This is a genomic window from Streptomyces sp. BPTC-684 (genome assembly GCF_030028635.1).
GTDB classification, from domain to species: Bacteria; Actinomycetota; Actinomycetes; order Streptomycetales; family Streptomycetaceae; genus Streptomyces; species Streptomyces noboritoensis.
On record NZ_CP124863.1, the window covers coordinates 288,400 to 303,428 of the forward strand.

Consider the following 15,029-nt stretch of genomic DNA (forward strand, 5'->3'; position numbering starts at 1 on the left):
ACCTTGCCCGCAAAACCCCATGAACCGCCAGGATCCGGGCGAGATCCCCCCTCCCGGGTGAACGCCCGTCAGCGCACCCGGAACACCGGCCCCTTGGGGGTGAACGCCAGCGCCCCGCACCCGTTTACGCGCGGGCGCTCTCCCGTACGGCCTGCTCGGGAAGCTCCACCGCGTCCGCCGCCGCGTCCTCCTGCGGGCGCTGCTTGCGGGCCGCGAGCAGGGCGTACACCAGGACGCCCGCGAAGAGGAACAGCACGCCCTGGTAGACCGCCTCGTAGCCGGAGCCGGCGACCAGCCACAGGGAGAAGGCGGCGGCGAGGCCCGCGAGCAGGCCGTCGCGGATCAGGCGGCCGCGGTGGACGCGGTCGGCGCGGCCGGAGGCGAGGAAGTAGATCTGGGCGGCGGTGGACAGCAGGTAGGGGACGGTCGCCGTGAAGGTGGTGACCAGGACCAGCATCTCGAAGACGCCCTTGGAGCCCGCCGTGTAGTTGTAGACGGTGAGGGAAGACGCGAGGACGACCGTCACCAGCACGCCTACGGTGGGCACGCCCCGGTTCTTGCGGGCGAAGGCCTGGGGGAACAGCCCGTCCTTGGCCGCGGCGTACGGGGTCTGGGCGCTCAGCAGGGTCCAGCCGTTGAGGGCGCCGACCATGGAGACCAGCGCGGCGACGGCGACCGCGGTGCCGCCCCAGCCGCCGCCGAACATGGCGTCGACGGCGTCGGTGAACGGCGCGGTGGAGGTCACCAGGCGGTCGTGCGGCACGGTGCCGAAGACGGAGAGGGTGCCGAGGAGGTAGATCAGGGCGGCGCCGACGGTGCCGAGGATGGTGGCGCGGCCGACGTTGCGGCGCGGGTCGCGGACCTCGCCCGCGCTGACCGCGGCCGACTCGACGCCCAGGTAGCTGAAGAGCAGGATCGCGGCCGAGGCGGAGACGGCGCCCATCGCGCTGCGGTCGTCGGCCTGGAGGGGGCCGAGGTTGGCCGGGTCGAAGAAGAAGAGCCCGCCGACCGCGACGAGCAGCAGCGGCGCGAACTTCAGGACGGTGGAGACCAGTTGGACCGCGCCCACGTACCGGGTGCCCGCGAGGTTGGCGAGCGCCGGGAGCCACTGGAGGGCCAGCGCCGCCGCGATGGTCGCCGCCTTGTTCCCGTGCAGGGGTATCAGCACGTCGAGGTAGCCCACGGCCGCCACGGCCAGCGCCGCGTTGGAGACCCAGGTGGTGATCCAGTACGACCAGGCGGCGAGGAACCCGGCGAAGTCGCCGAACGCCTCGCGTGCGTAGACGTAGGGTCCGCCGGTCCGCGGCAGCCGCTCGGCGAGGCGGCCGAAGACCAGCGCCAGCGCGATCGCGCCGACGGTCAGGACCGCGAAGGCGAGCAGGCTGATGGTGCCGAAGGGGGCGACCGACGCCGGCAGCAGGAAGATCCCGCCGCCGATGATGTTGCCCATGACCAGAGCGGTCGCCACCGGCAATCCGAACTGCCGGGCATGCCTGCTCTGGGTCTCTTGCGTGGTCATGGGGTGGTGCGCCTCTCTCCGTGCCAAAACCCGTTCATGGTCGGGTACGGAGGGCCCCGCTCAAAATCACGCGGATTTGTCCCGCACAGCCGCCCCTTCAACCGGAAAAGGTCCGTCCGCTTCGCTCTCGGACCGGGGAATCTGCGTGGCCGGGGAAACCGGCACCTGCGGCCCCAGGCACTCGCGCAGCCACCGCCGCAGCACGTGGTGCACCTGCTCGGCACCCACCAGCCGCCCGCCGTCGGCGACCGGCACCGACAGCTCGCGCGGCGACAGCAGGAACGGGTGCGCCTGCTCGCCGCCGAGTCCGCCGTGCGAGCCGATCTGCTCCTCGAAGGCGTGCACCTCGCCGGTGACCGGGTCGTACATGGAGTTGACCATGATGTCGGCGGTGTGCGGGAAGGTGTCGGTGCGCCGCACGGCGTCGGCCGCACCGGGCGCGAACCCGGTCAACGGGCCCTTCCCGTCCTCCAGTTCCGCGATCGGCACCTCGTGGATCCGGTCCGTGCCCGCGCCGCCGATGACCAGCGCGCCGTGCTCCTCGCTGCGCACCAGGAGGAACCCGATGCCGGGATGCCCGGCGAGGGTGCGCAGGAGCGCGGGGTGGCGGCGGTCGATCTCCTCCCGGCTGAGCCGCCCCTCGGTGTCCGGGAAGGAGACGAGCCCGAGGTTGCCGGAGGCGAGCACGATCGGGTCGGAGTCGGGCCCCGCCTCCCCGTTCTCCGCGACCGGCCGGTGCAGCGCCACCCGCACCGCGTCCCGCGCCTCCGCGCCGCTCTTGGTGCGCCCGGCGCTGCGCGGCACGGGCAGCCCGCACCCGGCCCGCACCAGGTCCTTCAGGGTCAGCCCGTAGGCACCCAGGAACGTCTCGCCCGGGCTCTGCCCGTGGTCGGAGAGCAGCACGATCCGGTACGCGCGCGGGGCGTGCTCGGCGACCTTGGCGAGCAGCGCGATCGACCGGTCCAGGCGCTCCAGGACCTTCTGGGCGTCCCGGCCGCGCGGCCCGGAGTGGTGGGCCACCTCGTCGTACGCCACCAGGTCGGCGTAGACGGCGGTGCGCCCGGCGAGCATGTCCCCTATCACCGCCGCGACCACCACGTCGCGCTCGACGACGGTCGCGAACGCCCGGATGAACGGGTAGAGCCCGCCGCGCCGCACGCGCGGCGCGTCGCCGCGCAGCCGGGCGCGGGTGGACTGGCCGATCTCGCGGCCGACCTCGGCGACGAAGGAGAGCGCGGTGCGCACGGCGTTGGCCGGATCCGAGAAGTACGCGAAGTAGCCCGCCCGGGACCGGTTGCGGCGGCCGCGCCGGGCCGCCATCGACAGGACCAGGGCGAGCTGGTCGGCGCCGCCGGAGAAGAGGTTGCCGCGGCTGGCGCCGTCGACGGTGAGCAGGCCCCCGTCGCCGGTGCGCTCCACGGCCCGGCGCTGGAGCTCGACCGCGGAGGCCGGGCGGTTGGAGACCATCAGCTCGCCGGTGTCCTTCTCGTACCACCGGAAGGCGGGCACGTCGAAGGTGCAGCCGTGCAGGATGCCGAGCTGGCTGGCGCCGGTCTGGCTGGACCAGTCGGTGCGCCACGGGGTGAGCCGGTGGGTGTGCTCCAGCCACCCGGCGACGGTCGGCATCAGACCGGCGCCGACCGCGTGGCACAGCACGTCGTGGCCGACGCCGTCGAGCTGGAGGAAGACCGTGCCGGGGGTCTCGGGGCCCCGGTCCTCGCCGCCGCGCCTGCGGCGGCGCCGGTCGGCCAGGCGCGAGAGCCTGCGCCGGTAGGCGTTGTCGTCCCGGACCGCGAGCGCCGTGGAGGTGGCGGAGGCGACGGCCGACATCGCGGCGGCCACCACCACCGCGGTCTCCGGCTGGGCCGCGCCGCGCCCGCTGGGGATCAGGCTCAGCGCGATCAGCAGCAGCGAGCCGTTGAGGAAGAACACCAACAGGCCCAGGACCAGGGCCGGGACCAGCAGGAACGCGCGCACCACCAGGGGCCACACCAGGGCGCTGAGCAGACCGAACGCCCCCGCGCCCCAGGCGGCGGTGAGCGCGACGCGGGTGATGCTGTCGCCGCCCGCGGACTTCAGCCGGAAGTCGGGCAGGATCCCCGCGAGCACCATCATCGTGAGGGTGGAGACCGCCCACACGACGACCACCCGCACCAGGGCACTGCCCGCCGTCCGCCATCGCCCTGTGCTCACGCCGCTCGTCACTGCCTCTCGCCTCGCCGTTCCCTCCCAGCGTGTCACAGGGGCGGAAACCGGCCGACGCATTTGATTCCGGCAGGCGGCGGCCGCGTCAGCAGCCGTCGTACCCGGCGGTCGGCATCGAGAGCCTGCGGTGGATGTGGGCCTTCTTGGCCGCGTCGTACGACGGTTCGTCGAGCCCGGCCGTCTCCAGGCGCACCCCGCGCCGCTCGCACTCGGCGGAGAAGTCCGGCACGGACGTCAACGCCCGTTCCAGGACGCGCTCGTTGGGGGCGACGAACAGGTCCACCTGGCCCGCGTCCACGTCCGCCCACAGTCCGAGGTGGTCGGGGCGCAGGCCGTAGAAGAGCAGCTGCCGGGTGACCACGTACCCCTTGTCGGCGGCCCAGCGCGCGCACATCTCGTGCTGGCTGCGGGTGTCCACCAGGAAGGGGTCCAGGTCGAGTTCCTCCAGCGGGGTCAGACTGGCGATCGCCGCCACTCGCACGTCACCCATGACCGACCCCCATGCCCTTCGTTGTGGTGCCGACCCTACTCCTGGTTCACGGCGGCGAGGAGTAGCCGCATGAGTGGCAGATCTTCCAGCCGTCCTGGGTCACCGCGAGTATCCCGCCGCAGCGGGGGCACTGCTCCGAGTGCATGATCATGCCGGGCCTTCCCTTCGTGGACCGATGCCTACCCCGGACCCCGTCCGGTGCGCCCCACGACACTTAGGCTCGTACACAACAGCGCGCGCGGTGGTTTTCGAGCGGAGGAGATTTCGGGTGCCGGTGGAGATCACCTGGTGGGGTCATGCCACCTGCACGGTCGAGGACTCCGGGGTGCGGGTGCTGACCGATCCGCTCTTCGCCCGGCGTCTGGCGCATCTGCGCAGACGGCGGGGGGCGGTGCCGCCGCCCGAGGCCGCCGTCGCCGAGGTGGTCCTGGTCTCGCACCTGCACTCCGACCATCTGCACCTGCCCTCCCTCGCCCGGCTCGCACCCGGCACCCGGCTCGTGGTGCCGCACGGCGCGGTCCGGGCCGTGCCGGGCCTGCGCAAGCTCGGCCTTCGCCTCACCGAGGTGCGCGCCGGGGATCTGGTCGACGCCGGTGACCTGCGCGTACGGGCGGTGAGCGCCCGGCACGACGGGCGGCGCCTGCCGTTCGGGCCGCACCGCGCGCCCGCGCTCGGCTATGTCATCGAGGGCCGGGCGCGCACCTACTTCGCCGGGGACACCGGGCTCTTCGACGAGATGGCCGAGGAGGTCGGCCCCATCGACGTGGCGCTGCTCCCGGTCGGCGGCTGGGGCCCCCACCTCGGCCCCGGGCACCTGGACGCGGGCCGCGCCGCCCAGGCCCTGGCCCGGCTCGGGGCGCGGGCCGCGGTGCCGGTGCACTACGGCACGTACTGGCCGATCGGGCTCGACGGGGTGCGTCCGCACGAGTTCCACGCGCCCGGCGACGACTTCGTCCGCCACGCGGCCCGGCTCGCCCCCGGGGTGACGGTGCACCGGCTCGCGCACGGCGAGAGCGTACGGCCCGAGGTCGCCCGGTGATCGCCGCGTTCCTGGCGCGGGCGGCGGGCCAGGTGCCGCCGGAGTCGACCCAGCAGGCGCTCGGCTATCCGTCCCTGTTCATCCTGGTGGTGCTGGGCTCACTGGTGCCGGTGGTGCCCACCGGGGCGCTGGTGTCGACGGCCGCGGTGGTCGCCTTCCACCAGACGGCGTGGTTCTCGCTGCTGCTGGTCTTCGCGGTGGGCGCGCTCGCCGCGTTCCTGGGGGACGTCGGCCTGTACTGGCTGGGGCAGCGCGGGGTGCGCTCGCGCGGCGGGTCGCGGTGGCTGGCGGCGCTGCGGGAGCGGGCGGCGCCGGACCGCCTGGAGCAGGCCCAGGAGAAGCTGGACCGGCACGGGGCGGCGGTCCTGGTCCTTTCCCGGCTCGTCCCGGCGGGCCGGATCCCGGTGATGCTGGCGTGTCTGCTCGGCGGGATGCCCTTGCGCACGTTCGTACGCGGCGACGTGCCCGCGTGTGTGGCCTGGGCCGGTGCGTACGGACTGATCGGCATCCTGGGCGGCTCGCTCTTCCCGGAGCCGTGGCAGGGCGTGGTCGCGGCGGTCGTGCTGACGCTGCTGATCAGCGCGGCCCCGACGGTGTGGCGCAGACTGCGGCACGGGGCGGCGGCCGAACCGGCCGAGGCCCCGCACCCGAAGTAGGTCAGGCGGCCAGCACCCGGGAGGAGCCGACCGGCAGGTCCCACAGACGCTCGCGCGGCCGCCCCGTCCGCTCCCAGGCCGCCCGCACCCGGGCCAGCGGTTCGAGCACCGGCTCGGCGGAGAGCACGAAGGTGCCCCAGTGCATCGGCGCCATCCGCCGCGCGCCCAGGTCCTCGCACGCCTGGACGGCCTCCTCCGGGTCGGCGTGCACATCGCCGAGCCACCAGCGCGGCGCGTACGCCCCGATCGGGAGCAGGGCCAGGTCGAGGTCCGGGTGGCGGCGGCCGATCTCCTCGAACCAGTGGCCGTAGCCGGTGTCCCCGGCGAAGTAGACGCGCTGCCCCCGGCGGTCGCCGAGCACCCAGCCGCCCCACAGCGAGCGGCAGGTGTCGGTGAGGGAGCGTTTGGACCAGTGGTGGGCGGGGACGAAGTCGAACCGCACGGGTTCCCGTCCGGGCACGGCCAGTTCGGCCGCCTCCCACCAGTCGAGCTCGGTGACCCGGGTGAACCCGCGGCGCCTGCACCAGCGGGCCAGGCCCGCCGGGACGAACAGCGGGGTGCGGCGCGGGAGCCTGCGCAGGGTCGGCGCGTCCAGGTGGTCGTAGTGGTTGTGGCTGATGACGACCGCGTCGACCGGCGGCAGGTCCTCCCAGCGCACCCCGACGGGGGTGAGCCGGGCCGGGGTGCCCAGGATGCGGCGGGACCAGACGGGGTCGGTCAGCACGGTGAGGCCGCCGATCCGCACCACCCAGCTGGCGTGCCCGGCCCAGGTCACGGCGACCGTCGCGGTGTCCACGGCGGGCAGCGGCCCGGGCGCGAACGGCAGCTCGGCGATGCCGCGCAGCCCCTGCGGGGACGGCCGCAGCGCCCCTTCCCTGGCGAGGCGGGCCATCGCGCGCACGCCGGGCAGCGGGGCGGAGAGGCGGTCGGCGAACGACCGGGGCCAGCGGCGGTGCTCGCCGAGCGGGCGCGGGGGCGGCGCGGTGACCGGCGGGGCGGTCCGCAGACGCCGGGCCCGGTCCGTCTCCTGCGTCTGTCCCGTCCGTTCCGTCATCGAGGCGGCTCCTGTCCGGTGGCGGTCCATTTCGATGGCGTCCTGTCTGCGGCGGCGGGCTCTCCGCTGGCCCCGGCGGGGTCACAGCCCGTCGAGCGCCTCCCCGAACGCGGCCAACGCCCGCCGCACGTGCGGCAGTTCCAGCGGGTCCGCCGCGTCCAGCGTCCGCGCGCACTCCTCCTCGGTCGCCCCGAGCAGCGGCCCCGTGGCGAGCCGGGCGCGCAGCGCGCCCAGTTCGTCGCCGAAGCGGTGGCCGCCGGGAGCGGGGGCGCCGAGCCGGCCGGTCAGGCAGTCCTCCAGCTCCATCGAGTCGGTGACCCCGCGTGCGGCCAGCCGGTTGCGGAGGGGGCCCAGGTCGGCGTAGAGGTGGCGGCCCGCCTGCGGGGGCCGGGCGAAGGCCCCGGCGGCGAGGACCGCGCGGTGGGCCGCCTCGGCGAGGGCGCCGTGCAGCGCGGCGGCCCGGCGCATCCGGGCCGCGACCGGGTCCGGCTCGCCCAGGGCGTAGGCGGCGGCCTCCGCGACCGGGCCCGCCACGACCGAGCCGAGCGCGGTGAGGACGTCGAGGGTGCGGGCCCTGGCCCTGCCCGCGCGCTCGGTGGCCGGGAAGCGGGCGACGGCGGCGGGCCACCCGGCCGGGGTGAGCGCGCCCGACAGGTCGGACAGGACGGTGACGTCGTCGGGGCACATCTCGGCCGGGCTGAACAGGACCGTGTCGTGCGGGTGGTGCAGGGTGTCGCGCCAGGTCTCGTCGCTGATGATGTGCAGCCCCTCGCCCACGGCCGCCTCGCACGCCTCCCGTACGGTCTCGGGCGGCGCGACCGTCGCGGTCGGGTCGTCGGCGACGGAGAGCACCAGGAGCCGGGGCACCCCGCCCTCGGTGCGCACCCGGCGCACGGTCTCCAGGAGGGCATACGGGTCGGGGACGCCGCCGCACTCCGCCGGGGTCGGCACGTGGTAGGCGGGCCGCCCGAGAAGCCGGGCCTGCGGGGTCCACCAGGCCGGGCAGGGGCGGGGCAGCAGGACGTCGCCCCCGTACGAGGCGAGCAGGGCGAACAGGAGCGGCTGGGCGCCGGGAGCGGCGGCCACGAGCTCGGGGTCGCCGCGCAGTCCGCGCCGCCGCCAGTAGCCGCAGGCGGCCTCGCGAAGGCCGGGTCCGCCGCCGGGCGGTTCGGGTGCGGTGCGTCCGGCGGCGGCTGCCAGGACCCCGGCCAGCTCGGGCAGGACGGGCAGCCCGGTGCCGGGTGCGGGCGGTCCGTAGCGGACGGGTCCCCGGCCTTCCGCCACCGTCCCGTGCATGCGCCGCCTCCTTCGCACCCTGCGGTCCGCCGTTTCGGCCCCTTGAGCCCTTTATCGTTTCGGCCCCTTGAGCCCTTTATACGGAGGTTTGCTCAGCGGCGCCGCTCCGCATGCGTACGGGGATGTGCCGGACGGGGTCAGGGCGGGCGGCGGTCAGACGGGGCGGGGAACGGCGGCGAGCTCGTCCTCCAGGCCGCGGCCCTTGGTGCGGACCACGCCCTCGGCGACCTCGGACAGCTTGCGGTTGGCGTGCTGCGAGACGGTGCGCAGTACCGCGAAGGCCTCCTCCGCGTCGCAGCCGAGCACGTGCATCACGATGCCGCTGGCCTGGTCGATCACCGGGCGGGAACGCAACGCCGTCTCCAGTTGCTCCACCTCGGCCAGGGCCGCGTGGTAGCGGCGGTCGCGGACGAGCCCCGCGGTGGTCTCCTCGCCGAGGATGCTCACCGGGCCGCGCACGGCGTCGTCCAGCGAGCCGGGGCGGAAGCTGTAGAGGCTGAGGGTGACTTCGATGCCGGAGCGGCGGAAGGGGAGGGTGACACAGGACCGTACGCCCGACTCCAGGGCCAGGGCGCGGTAGCCGGGCCAGCGGCTCTCCGTCAGCAGGTCCTCGGTGTCCACCGGGGCGCCGACGTCCAGCGCGGTCGGGATGGGCCCGTCGCCGCAGGCCAGTTGGACGCTCGCGAGCGGCGCGAGGTCCGGGTGCGTGGCGGTGACCCGGCGGTCGGGACCGCTGTCGGCGAGGGTCGCCACGGCGCCGCAGGAGGCGGGCGCGCAGCGCACCGACTGCTCGGCGAGCCGGGAGAGCCGGCCCACGGGGGAGACGGAGTGCGGTCGTCGACGTTCCGGCTCGGAGAGCATGGGTGAACCTCCTGAACCGCGCCTGCCCTGCGCCCGGTCCGGGAAACGGTCCGAGCGGCTAACTTGCTGCTATGACGCAGACGGCGGACGATTTCGGCGAGGAACTGGCGGACTTCGTCAGACGGGTGGGCGAGCTGCGCACCGCGCGCTCGCAGTCCGGCGGGGAGCGGCTGACCGTCCTCGACGCCGCGCTCTTCGAACTCCAGCACGTGGTCGAGCAGTTGTGGCCCCGGTACGAGCAGTTCGTCGCCGACGCGGCGGGCGCGCCCGGCTCGCCGGGCGACCGGCAGGAGCGGCTGCTGCTCAAGGCGCTGTTCCAGCGGATGCCGCTGCCGGTGGCGCTCGTCGACCGCGAGACCGTGGTGCGCAGGCTGAACTTCGCGGCCACCGGTCTGACCGGCGCCCGCGCCGGGTACGCGACCGGACGGCCGCTGGCCGCGCTGCTGATGCCGGGCGACCGTGCCGCGTTCCGCTCGCAGGCGGCGGCCGTGGCGCGCGGCGAGGGCGACCGGGGACTGACCGTGCGGCTCCAGCAGCGCCCGGAGGAGCCGCTACTCGCCACCCTGACCGCGCTGCGGCCGCCGGACGAGCCGCACCCGGCCGTCCTGGTGGTCTTCCAGCCGGGGATATCCCGGGCGGCCTCGGCCGCCGCCCCGCCGCCCGAGGTGCCCGATCTCGCCGAGTCGACGCGGCACGCCCGGCTGATGGACCTGGTGGACACGATGGCGGCGGCGCTGCTGCGGCTGCCGCCGGGCGACCGCGTCGAGGTGCTCGCCACGGCCGCCCGGGTGCTGTGCGGGCGCTTCGCCCAGTGGGTGGTGGCCGATGTGGTGGAGGGCGGGCTGCGGCGCGTCGCCGTCCTGGGGCCGGCGGCCGAGGAGGACGCCGCGCTGCGCCACGCGGTCGCCGGGCAGGACCCGGCCCGCGCCCCGCTCGTCGCGGAGGCGGCCCGGGCCGGGGCGACCTCGCTCCAGGTGCAGCCCGAGGACACCGACGGGTTCGGCCACGACCCCTCGGGCGCGCCGGTCCTGGCTCGTGCGGACGTGACGTCCCTGCTGTGCGTGCCGCTCGGCGCGCCCGGCCCCGTACAGGGCGTGCTCACGCTCTTCCGTACGGGGCCGGCCCGGCCGTTCTCGATGGCCGAGGCGCAGGCGATGGACGTGATGTCCCGTCATGTGGCGCTGGCTATGCGGCGTCCCGCTCCACCTGCTGACGATCGGCCGGAGCCTGCTCCCGCAGGGCCTGATCCCGCAGCCGAGTGCAGCAGCGACTGATCAGCCGGGAGACGTGCATCTGGGAGATGCCCAGGTCCTCGGCGATCCTGCTCTGCGTCATGTCGCGGAAGAACCGCATGTAGAGGATCTGCCGCTCCCTCGGCGGGAGCCGGCGCAGCCCCGGTTTGACGGCCTCGCGGTCGACGACGACGTCGAGCGCCGGGTCGGGCGCGCCCAGCGAGTCGCTGAGGCTGTAGCCGTCCTCGGCGCCCGGCAGTTCGGCGTCGAGGGAGAGCGCGGAGAAGCTGTCGAGCGCTTCGAGACCGGCCTTGACCTCGTCCTCGGTCATGCCGGTGTGCGCGGCGATGTCCGCCACGGAGGGGTTGCGGGCGCCGGCGGTCTGCATGAGCTCCTGGCGGGCGGCGCGGACCCGGCCGCGCAGGTCCTGGACCCGGCGCGGCACGTGCAGGGTCCACATGTGGTCGCGGAAGTGGCGCTTGAGCTCACCGGTGACGGTCGGCACCGCGAAGCTCTCGAACGCGGCGCCGCGCTCCGGGTCGTACCGGTCGACGGCCTTGACGAGGCCGAGGGCGGCCACCTGGCGCAGGTCGTCGAGGGCCTCGCCCCGGTTGCGGAACCGGCCGGCCAGCCGCTCGGCCATGGGCAGCCAGGCCCGGACCAGGTCCTGGCGCAGGGCGTGCCGCTCGGGTCCGGCGGGCAGGGCGGCCAGCCGCGCGAACGCGGCGGCGGTATCGGGTGCGTCGTCGTGCGGGTGCTTGGCTGTGGCCTGTGCGTGCGTACGCATGCGGGACAGCTCCCTGAACGGTGGTCTCGGATGGTGGTCACCGCTGGGAGGGCTGCGCCGGGTGCCCCGGCCGACGGCACGGGGCACGCCCGGAGCGGACAGCCGCTCCCACGGACGTGCCTCCGGTCCGAAGCACGAGGAGCGCCTGCCCAGGGTCGCTCACCCCAAACGCCCCGGGTCCGGCATGGACGGGGCGGGGCGGGGTACTGCGCCGGGACAGAGCCGAGAAGGAGACGAGGCGGACAGCGATGGCACGGTACGTCCGGGAAGTCATGACGGCGGGTGTGGCGGCCGTACGGCCCGACGCCTCGCTGGTCGAAGCGGCCCAGCTGATGCGCGCCCAGGACATCGGGAACGTACTGGTCGCGCGGGGCGACCAGCTGATCGGGGTGCTCACCGACCGGGACATCACCCTGCGCGCGGTGGCCGACGGCGCCGACCCGCTGACCGTCAGCGTCCAGTCCGTGTGCACCCGTTCACCGGTGTGCGTGGGCCCCGACGACGAGGTGGTGACGGCGGTGCGGCTGATGCGGCGGCACGCGGTGCGCCGGCTGCCGGTGGTCGAGGGCGGGCGGCCGCTGGGCATGGTGAGCCTCGGCGACGTCGCCGCCCATCAGGAACCCCGCTCGACACTCGTGGACATCAGCCGGGCGGCCTCGCAGAGCCGGCCGGAGGTGCCGCGACAGGAGGGACCGGGCGACCGCACCGGCCCCCCTCAAGCGCTCTGATCCGGCGTCAGACGGCCCGGCCCAGCAGGGCGAGCAGCCGCGTCTGGGCATCGGACCCCTCGGCCACCGCCACCGGCGCGTCGAACATGCTGCGGGGCAGTTGGTCGGCGTACCCGCCGAACTCCCGCGCCGCCGCGTCGACCAGGGCCTGCGGCAGCCGCTCGTCCGCGCCGATCGCCCGGGACAGGTCCCAGGCGTGCACCACCGCGTCCGCCACCATCTGCGAGCAGTACGCGGCGGTGGGCGTCTTGCCGTACGAGAGCTCGACCGTGCCGTCCAGGGCGCCCGGCCCGGCGAACGCGGCCACCGCGGCGGCCTGCGCCGACTCCCACACGCCGACCGGGTCCGCGCCGAGCACATCGCCGTCGTAGGCGTCCCCGACGTCGGCGATGGTGCGGCCCTCCGCGACCAGCGGCGGCACCCACAGCTGCTCGACGGCCAGATGGTTGACGAGGTCCCGCACCGTCCACTCGGTGCACGGAGTGGGCAGGTCCCACTGGTCGGCCCGTACCGCGTGGACGCGGGAGCCGAAGAAGGCGATGGCCTCGCGGTGGCGGTCGAGGAGCTGGGCGTGGTCCGCAGACGCAGAAGAGTCCATGGGGCCACTCTCCCGGACCGGGGCGTACGGCTCAAGCGCGGATTGCCACGGATTGCGCCGACTGCGTACGGGTACCCATGGCCCATGTCTTTCCCGTCCCTGCCGCCCTTGCCGTCCGCCTCCGCCGCGCGGCCCGTGTGGACCGTGCCCCACCGGCTGAGCGCCCATGACCGCGCGCTGTTCCGGGTGGCCGCCGACCGGAACTGGCCGGGCGCCCGCGCCGTGCTGCCCCGGCTGAGCAGGGCCGCCGACCACGGGCTGCTGTGGTTCGGCGCCGCCGCCGCGATGGCGGCCACCGGCTCGCCCCGGGCGCGCCGGGCGGCGCTGCGCGGCGTGGCCTCGCTCGCGCTCGCCTCGGCGACCGTCAACACGGCGGTCAAGCGGTCGGTGCGCAGGCCTCGGCCGATACTCGAACTGGTGCCTTTGGTACGGCAGTTGAAGCGCCAGCCGATCACCACGTCCTTCCCGTCCGGGCACTCCGCCTCGGCGGCCGCCTTCGCGACCGGGGTGGCCCTGGAGTCGCTGGGCTGGGGCGCGGCGGTGGCGCCGGTCGCCTTCTCGGTGGCCGCGTCCCGCGTGTACACGGGAGTGCACTATCCGGGCGACGTCCTGGTGGGCGCGGCCCTCGGCGTCGGCGCGGCCCTCGCGGTACGGGGCCTGGTGCCCACCCGGCGCCAGTTGCCCGCGCCCGGGCGGCCGTACACGGACGCGCCCGCGCTGCCCGGCGGCGAGCACCTGGTGGTCGTCGTCAACGAGGCCTCCGGCACGGCCGCCGCCAAGACCGCGGCGGTGCGCGACGCGCTGCCGCTCGCCGAGGTGGTGGAGTGCGCCCCCGAGGACCTCACGGCGGCGCTCGACAAGGCGGCCCGACGCGGCCGGGCGCTCGGGGTGTGCGGCGGCGACGGCACGGTGAACCTGGCGGCGGTGGCGGCCGTCCGGCACGGCGTGCCGCTCGCGGTGTTCCCCGGCGGCACCCTCAACCACTTCGCGTACGACCTGGGCATCGAGGAGGTCCAGGACACCGCCCGCGCGCTGGCCTCGGGCGACGCCGTCAAGGTGGACCTCGGCCGGTTCGCGCCGGGCCCGGACGGCGCCGCCGCCGGGTACTTCGTCAACACCTTCAGCCTCGGCGTCTACCCGGAGCTGGTGCGGCTGCGCGAACGCTGGTCGCCCCGGATCGGCGGCTGGCCGGCCGGGGTGCTCGCGGCGTACGAGGTGCTGCGCGGCGAGCGCCCCCTGGAGGCCGAGCTGAGCGGCAGACCGCACGCGCTGTGGCTGCTGTTCGCGGGCAACTGCATCTACCAGCGCCTCGGCCCGGCCCCGGCCCACCGCTACGACCTGGCGGACGGGCTGCTCGACGTCCGCGTGGTGCAGGGCGGCCGACTGCCCGGGCTCCGGCTGCTGGCGGCCGCGCTCGCCGGACCGCTCAGCCGCTCCCCCGTCCATGCGGCCCAGCGGATGCGCCGACTGCGCGTGGGCGGCCTCGCGCCGGGCACGCCGGTGGCATACGACGGTGAAGTCGCCCGCATAGAGGGCGAGCTGACGGTCGACAAGCTGCCGGAGGCGCTGACGGTGTACCGTCCCTGCTAAGCGGACTTGTGGAGGCGTCATGCGCTACCGCGGGTCCCCCAGGGGCGCGGGGAACTGCGCGACCAGCCACAGACAGCCCGCAGCCGATGAACCTCATGTCCAGCGGAGCTTAGTCCGTGAAGGTCGCCCCCGGCTTCAGCAGCCGCAGCCGCTCGCCGAGACCGGCGGCGGCGAACGCCTCGGTCAGGGTGTCCGCGCCCTCGCTGAAGTGGCCCCAGTGCTCGAAGTGGAGCGGCACCACATGGCGGGCGCCCAGGATCTGGGCGGCCTCGGCGGCGGCCTCGCTGGTCAGGGTCAGCGGGGCGCCGTCGAAGAGCGGGGTGCGCGCGGCCCCGGCGAAGAGCACCGCCACGTCGACCGGGCCGAAGCGCTCGGCGACCGCGCGGACGTGGTCCAGCGAGGCGTTGTCACCGCTGACGTAGACGGTCGGCACCGCGTCGCCGTGCAGGACGAACCCGGTGACCTCGCCGGCCAGCGCCTCGGCGCCCTCGGGCCCGTGCAGCGCGGGCACACCGGTGATCAGCAGCCGCTCGCCGAGCTCGTACGTCTCCCAGTTGGCCAGCGCCGTCACGGCGTCCCCGAGCCTGCCGTGCGCGGCGGGCGTCGACAGGACGAGCGGCACCCGCGCCAGATAGGCGCGCCCGGACTCGTCCAGGTTGTCGGGGTGCTGGTCGTGCGAGAGCAACACCGCGTCCACGGCCCCGGTCTCGTCGGCCTCGACCGCCGGTCCCGCCGTCTTGACCAGCTTGCGGTCGGTGCCGATCGGATAGTCGCCCGGGGCGTCGAAGGTCGGGTCCGTGACCAGCCGGAAGCCGCAGATGTCCACGACGGCGGTCGGCCCGCCCACGTACCGGATCGATACCTCGCCCATAGTGCCCTCCCAAGTGATCTTCCTTGCTCGGCAGGGGTAACGCACCCGACGCTACGGCTTGTTCCACCCCGGCGGTAGTGCCGACTCGACGGGGCCCGGCTGC

At 75.2% G+C, this 15,029-nt stretch carries 14 protein-coding genes; 5 read left to right on the forward strand and 9 right to left on the reverse strand.

Annotated elements, in window-relative coordinates; genetic code table 11:
* Positions 1 to 124: 124 nt before the first annotated feature.
* The 3 genes from QIY60_RS01310 to QIY60_RS01320 form a co-directional block, all read right to left on the reverse strand.
* Entirely contained in the window at positions 125 to 1,519 is a 1,395-nt protein-coding gene (locus QIY60_RS01310) for an amino acid permease (protein ID WP_283140695.1), read from the reverse strand.
* 66 nt (positions 1,520 to 1,585) lie between these two features.
* Positions 1,586 to 3,712 carry a phage holin family protein gene (locus tag QIY60_RS01315; RefSeq protein ID WP_283140696.1) on the reverse strand — a complete coding sequence of 709 codons (2,127 nt, stop codon included), beginning with the start codon at positions 3,710 to 3,712 and terminating at the stop codon, positions 1,586 to 1,588.
* Positions 3,713 to 3,809: 97 nt separating this feature from the next.
* On the reverse strand, positions 3,810 to 4,214 hold the full coding sequence (locus QIY60_RS01320; RefSeq protein WP_283140697.1) for a hypothetical protein: 405 nt from the start codon (positions 4,212 to 4,214) through the stop codon (positions 3,810 to 3,812).
* A gap of 268 nt (positions 4,215 to 4,482) precedes the next feature.
* Between QIY60_RS01320 and QIY60_RS01325 the strand changes: the two genes are divergently transcribed.
* Together QIY60_RS01325 and QIY60_RS01330 are read left to right on the forward strand one after the other, a co-directional pair.
* Complete coding sequence (locus QIY60_RS01325; protein WP_283140698.1) at positions 4,483 to 5,253, forward strand: MBL fold metallo-hydrolase; 771 nt, start codon at positions 4,483 to 4,485, stop codon at positions 5,251 to 5,253.
* Positions 5,253 to 5,909: a VTT domain-containing protein gene (locus QIY60_RS01330; RefSeq protein WP_283145784.1), complete on the forward strand. Its 657-nt coding sequence runs from the start codon at positions 5,253 to 5,255 to the stop codon at positions 5,907 to 5,909. Before QIY60_RS01325 ends, QIY60_RS01330 begins: the two co-directional genes overlap by 1 nt.
* A 1-nt stretch (position 5,910) precedes the next feature.
* Here QIY60_RS01330 and QIY60_RS01335 read toward each other — a convergent pair whose 3' ends face one another.
* From QIY60_RS01335 to QIY60_RS01345, 3 genes are all read right to left on the reverse strand, one after another.
* A complete protein-coding gene (locus tag QIY60_RS01335; protein ID WP_283140699.1) occupies positions 5,911 to 6,963 on the reverse strand; it encodes an MBL fold metallo-hydrolase in 1,053 nt (350 codons plus the stop codon).
* A gap of 81 nt (positions 6,964 to 7,044) precedes the next feature.
* On the reverse strand, positions 7,045 to 8,259 hold the full coding sequence (locus tag QIY60_RS01340) for an aminotransferase class I/II-fold pyridoxal phosphate-dependent enzyme (RefSeq protein WP_283140700.1): 1,215 nt from the start codon (positions 8,257 to 8,259) through the stop codon (positions 7,045 to 7,047).
* A gap of 153 nt (positions 8,260 to 8,412) precedes the next feature.
* Positions 8,413 to 9,120, reverse strand: a complete 708-nt coding sequence (locus QIY60_RS01345; RefSeq protein ID WP_283140701.1) for a GAF and ANTAR domain-containing protein — start codon at positions 9,118 to 9,120, stop codon at positions 8,413 to 8,415.
* Between the two features lie 71 nt (positions 9,121 to 9,191).
* On the opposite strand from QIY60_RS01345, the gene QIY60_RS01350 reads away from it, so the two are divergent.
* Positions 9,192 to 10,394: a PAS domain-containing protein gene (locus tag QIY60_RS01350; RefSeq protein WP_283140702.1), complete on the forward strand. Its 1,203-nt coding sequence runs from the start codon at positions 9,192 to 9,194 to the stop codon at positions 10,392 to 10,394.
* On the opposite strand, the gene QIY60_RS01355 is transcribed toward QIY60_RS01350, so the two are convergent.
* Positions 10,306 to 11,139: an RNA polymerase sigma factor SigF gene (locus tag QIY60_RS01355; protein WP_283140703.1), complete on the reverse strand. Its 834-nt coding sequence runs from the start codon at positions 11,137 to 11,139 to the stop codon at positions 10,306 to 10,308. The two genes, QIY60_RS01350 and QIY60_RS01355, sit on opposite strands and share 89 nt — an antisense overlap.
* 248 nt (positions 11,140 to 11,387) lie before the next feature.
* Between QIY60_RS01355 and QIY60_RS01360 the strand changes: the two genes are divergently transcribed.
* A complete protein-coding gene (locus QIY60_RS01360; RefSeq protein WP_283140704.1) occupies positions 11,388 to 11,867 on the forward strand; it encodes a CBS domain-containing protein in 480 nt (159 codons plus the stop codon).
* A 7-nt stretch (positions 11,868 to 11,874) separates the two neighbouring features.
* Here QIY60_RS01360 and QIY60_RS01365 read toward each other — a convergent pair whose 3' ends face one another.
* On the reverse strand, positions 11,875 to 12,465 hold the full coding sequence (locus tag QIY60_RS01365; protein ID WP_283140705.1) for a TIGR03086 family metal-binding protein: 591 nt from the start codon (positions 12,463 to 12,465) through the stop codon (positions 11,875 to 11,877).
* 84 nt (positions 12,466 to 12,549) lie between these two features.
* Here QIY60_RS01365 and QIY60_RS01370 point away from each other — a divergent pair, with 84 nt between their 5' ends.
* Positions 12,550 to 14,055 (forward strand): bifunctional phosphatase PAP2/diacylglycerol kinase family protein, encoded by a 1,506-nt coding sequence (locus tag QIY60_RS01370; protein WP_283140706.1) that lies wholly within the window; start codon positions 12,550 to 12,552, stop codon positions 14,053 to 14,055.
* 109 nt (positions 14,056 to 14,164) lie between these two features.
* On the opposite strand, the gene QIY60_RS01375 is transcribed toward QIY60_RS01370, so the two are convergent.
* Positions 14,165 to 14,926 (reverse strand): MBL fold metallo-hydrolase, encoded by a 762-nt coding sequence (locus QIY60_RS01375; RefSeq protein ID WP_283140707.1) that lies wholly within the window; start codon positions 14,924 to 14,926, stop codon positions 14,165 to 14,167.
* Positions 14,927 to 15,029: the final 103 nt, after the last annotated feature.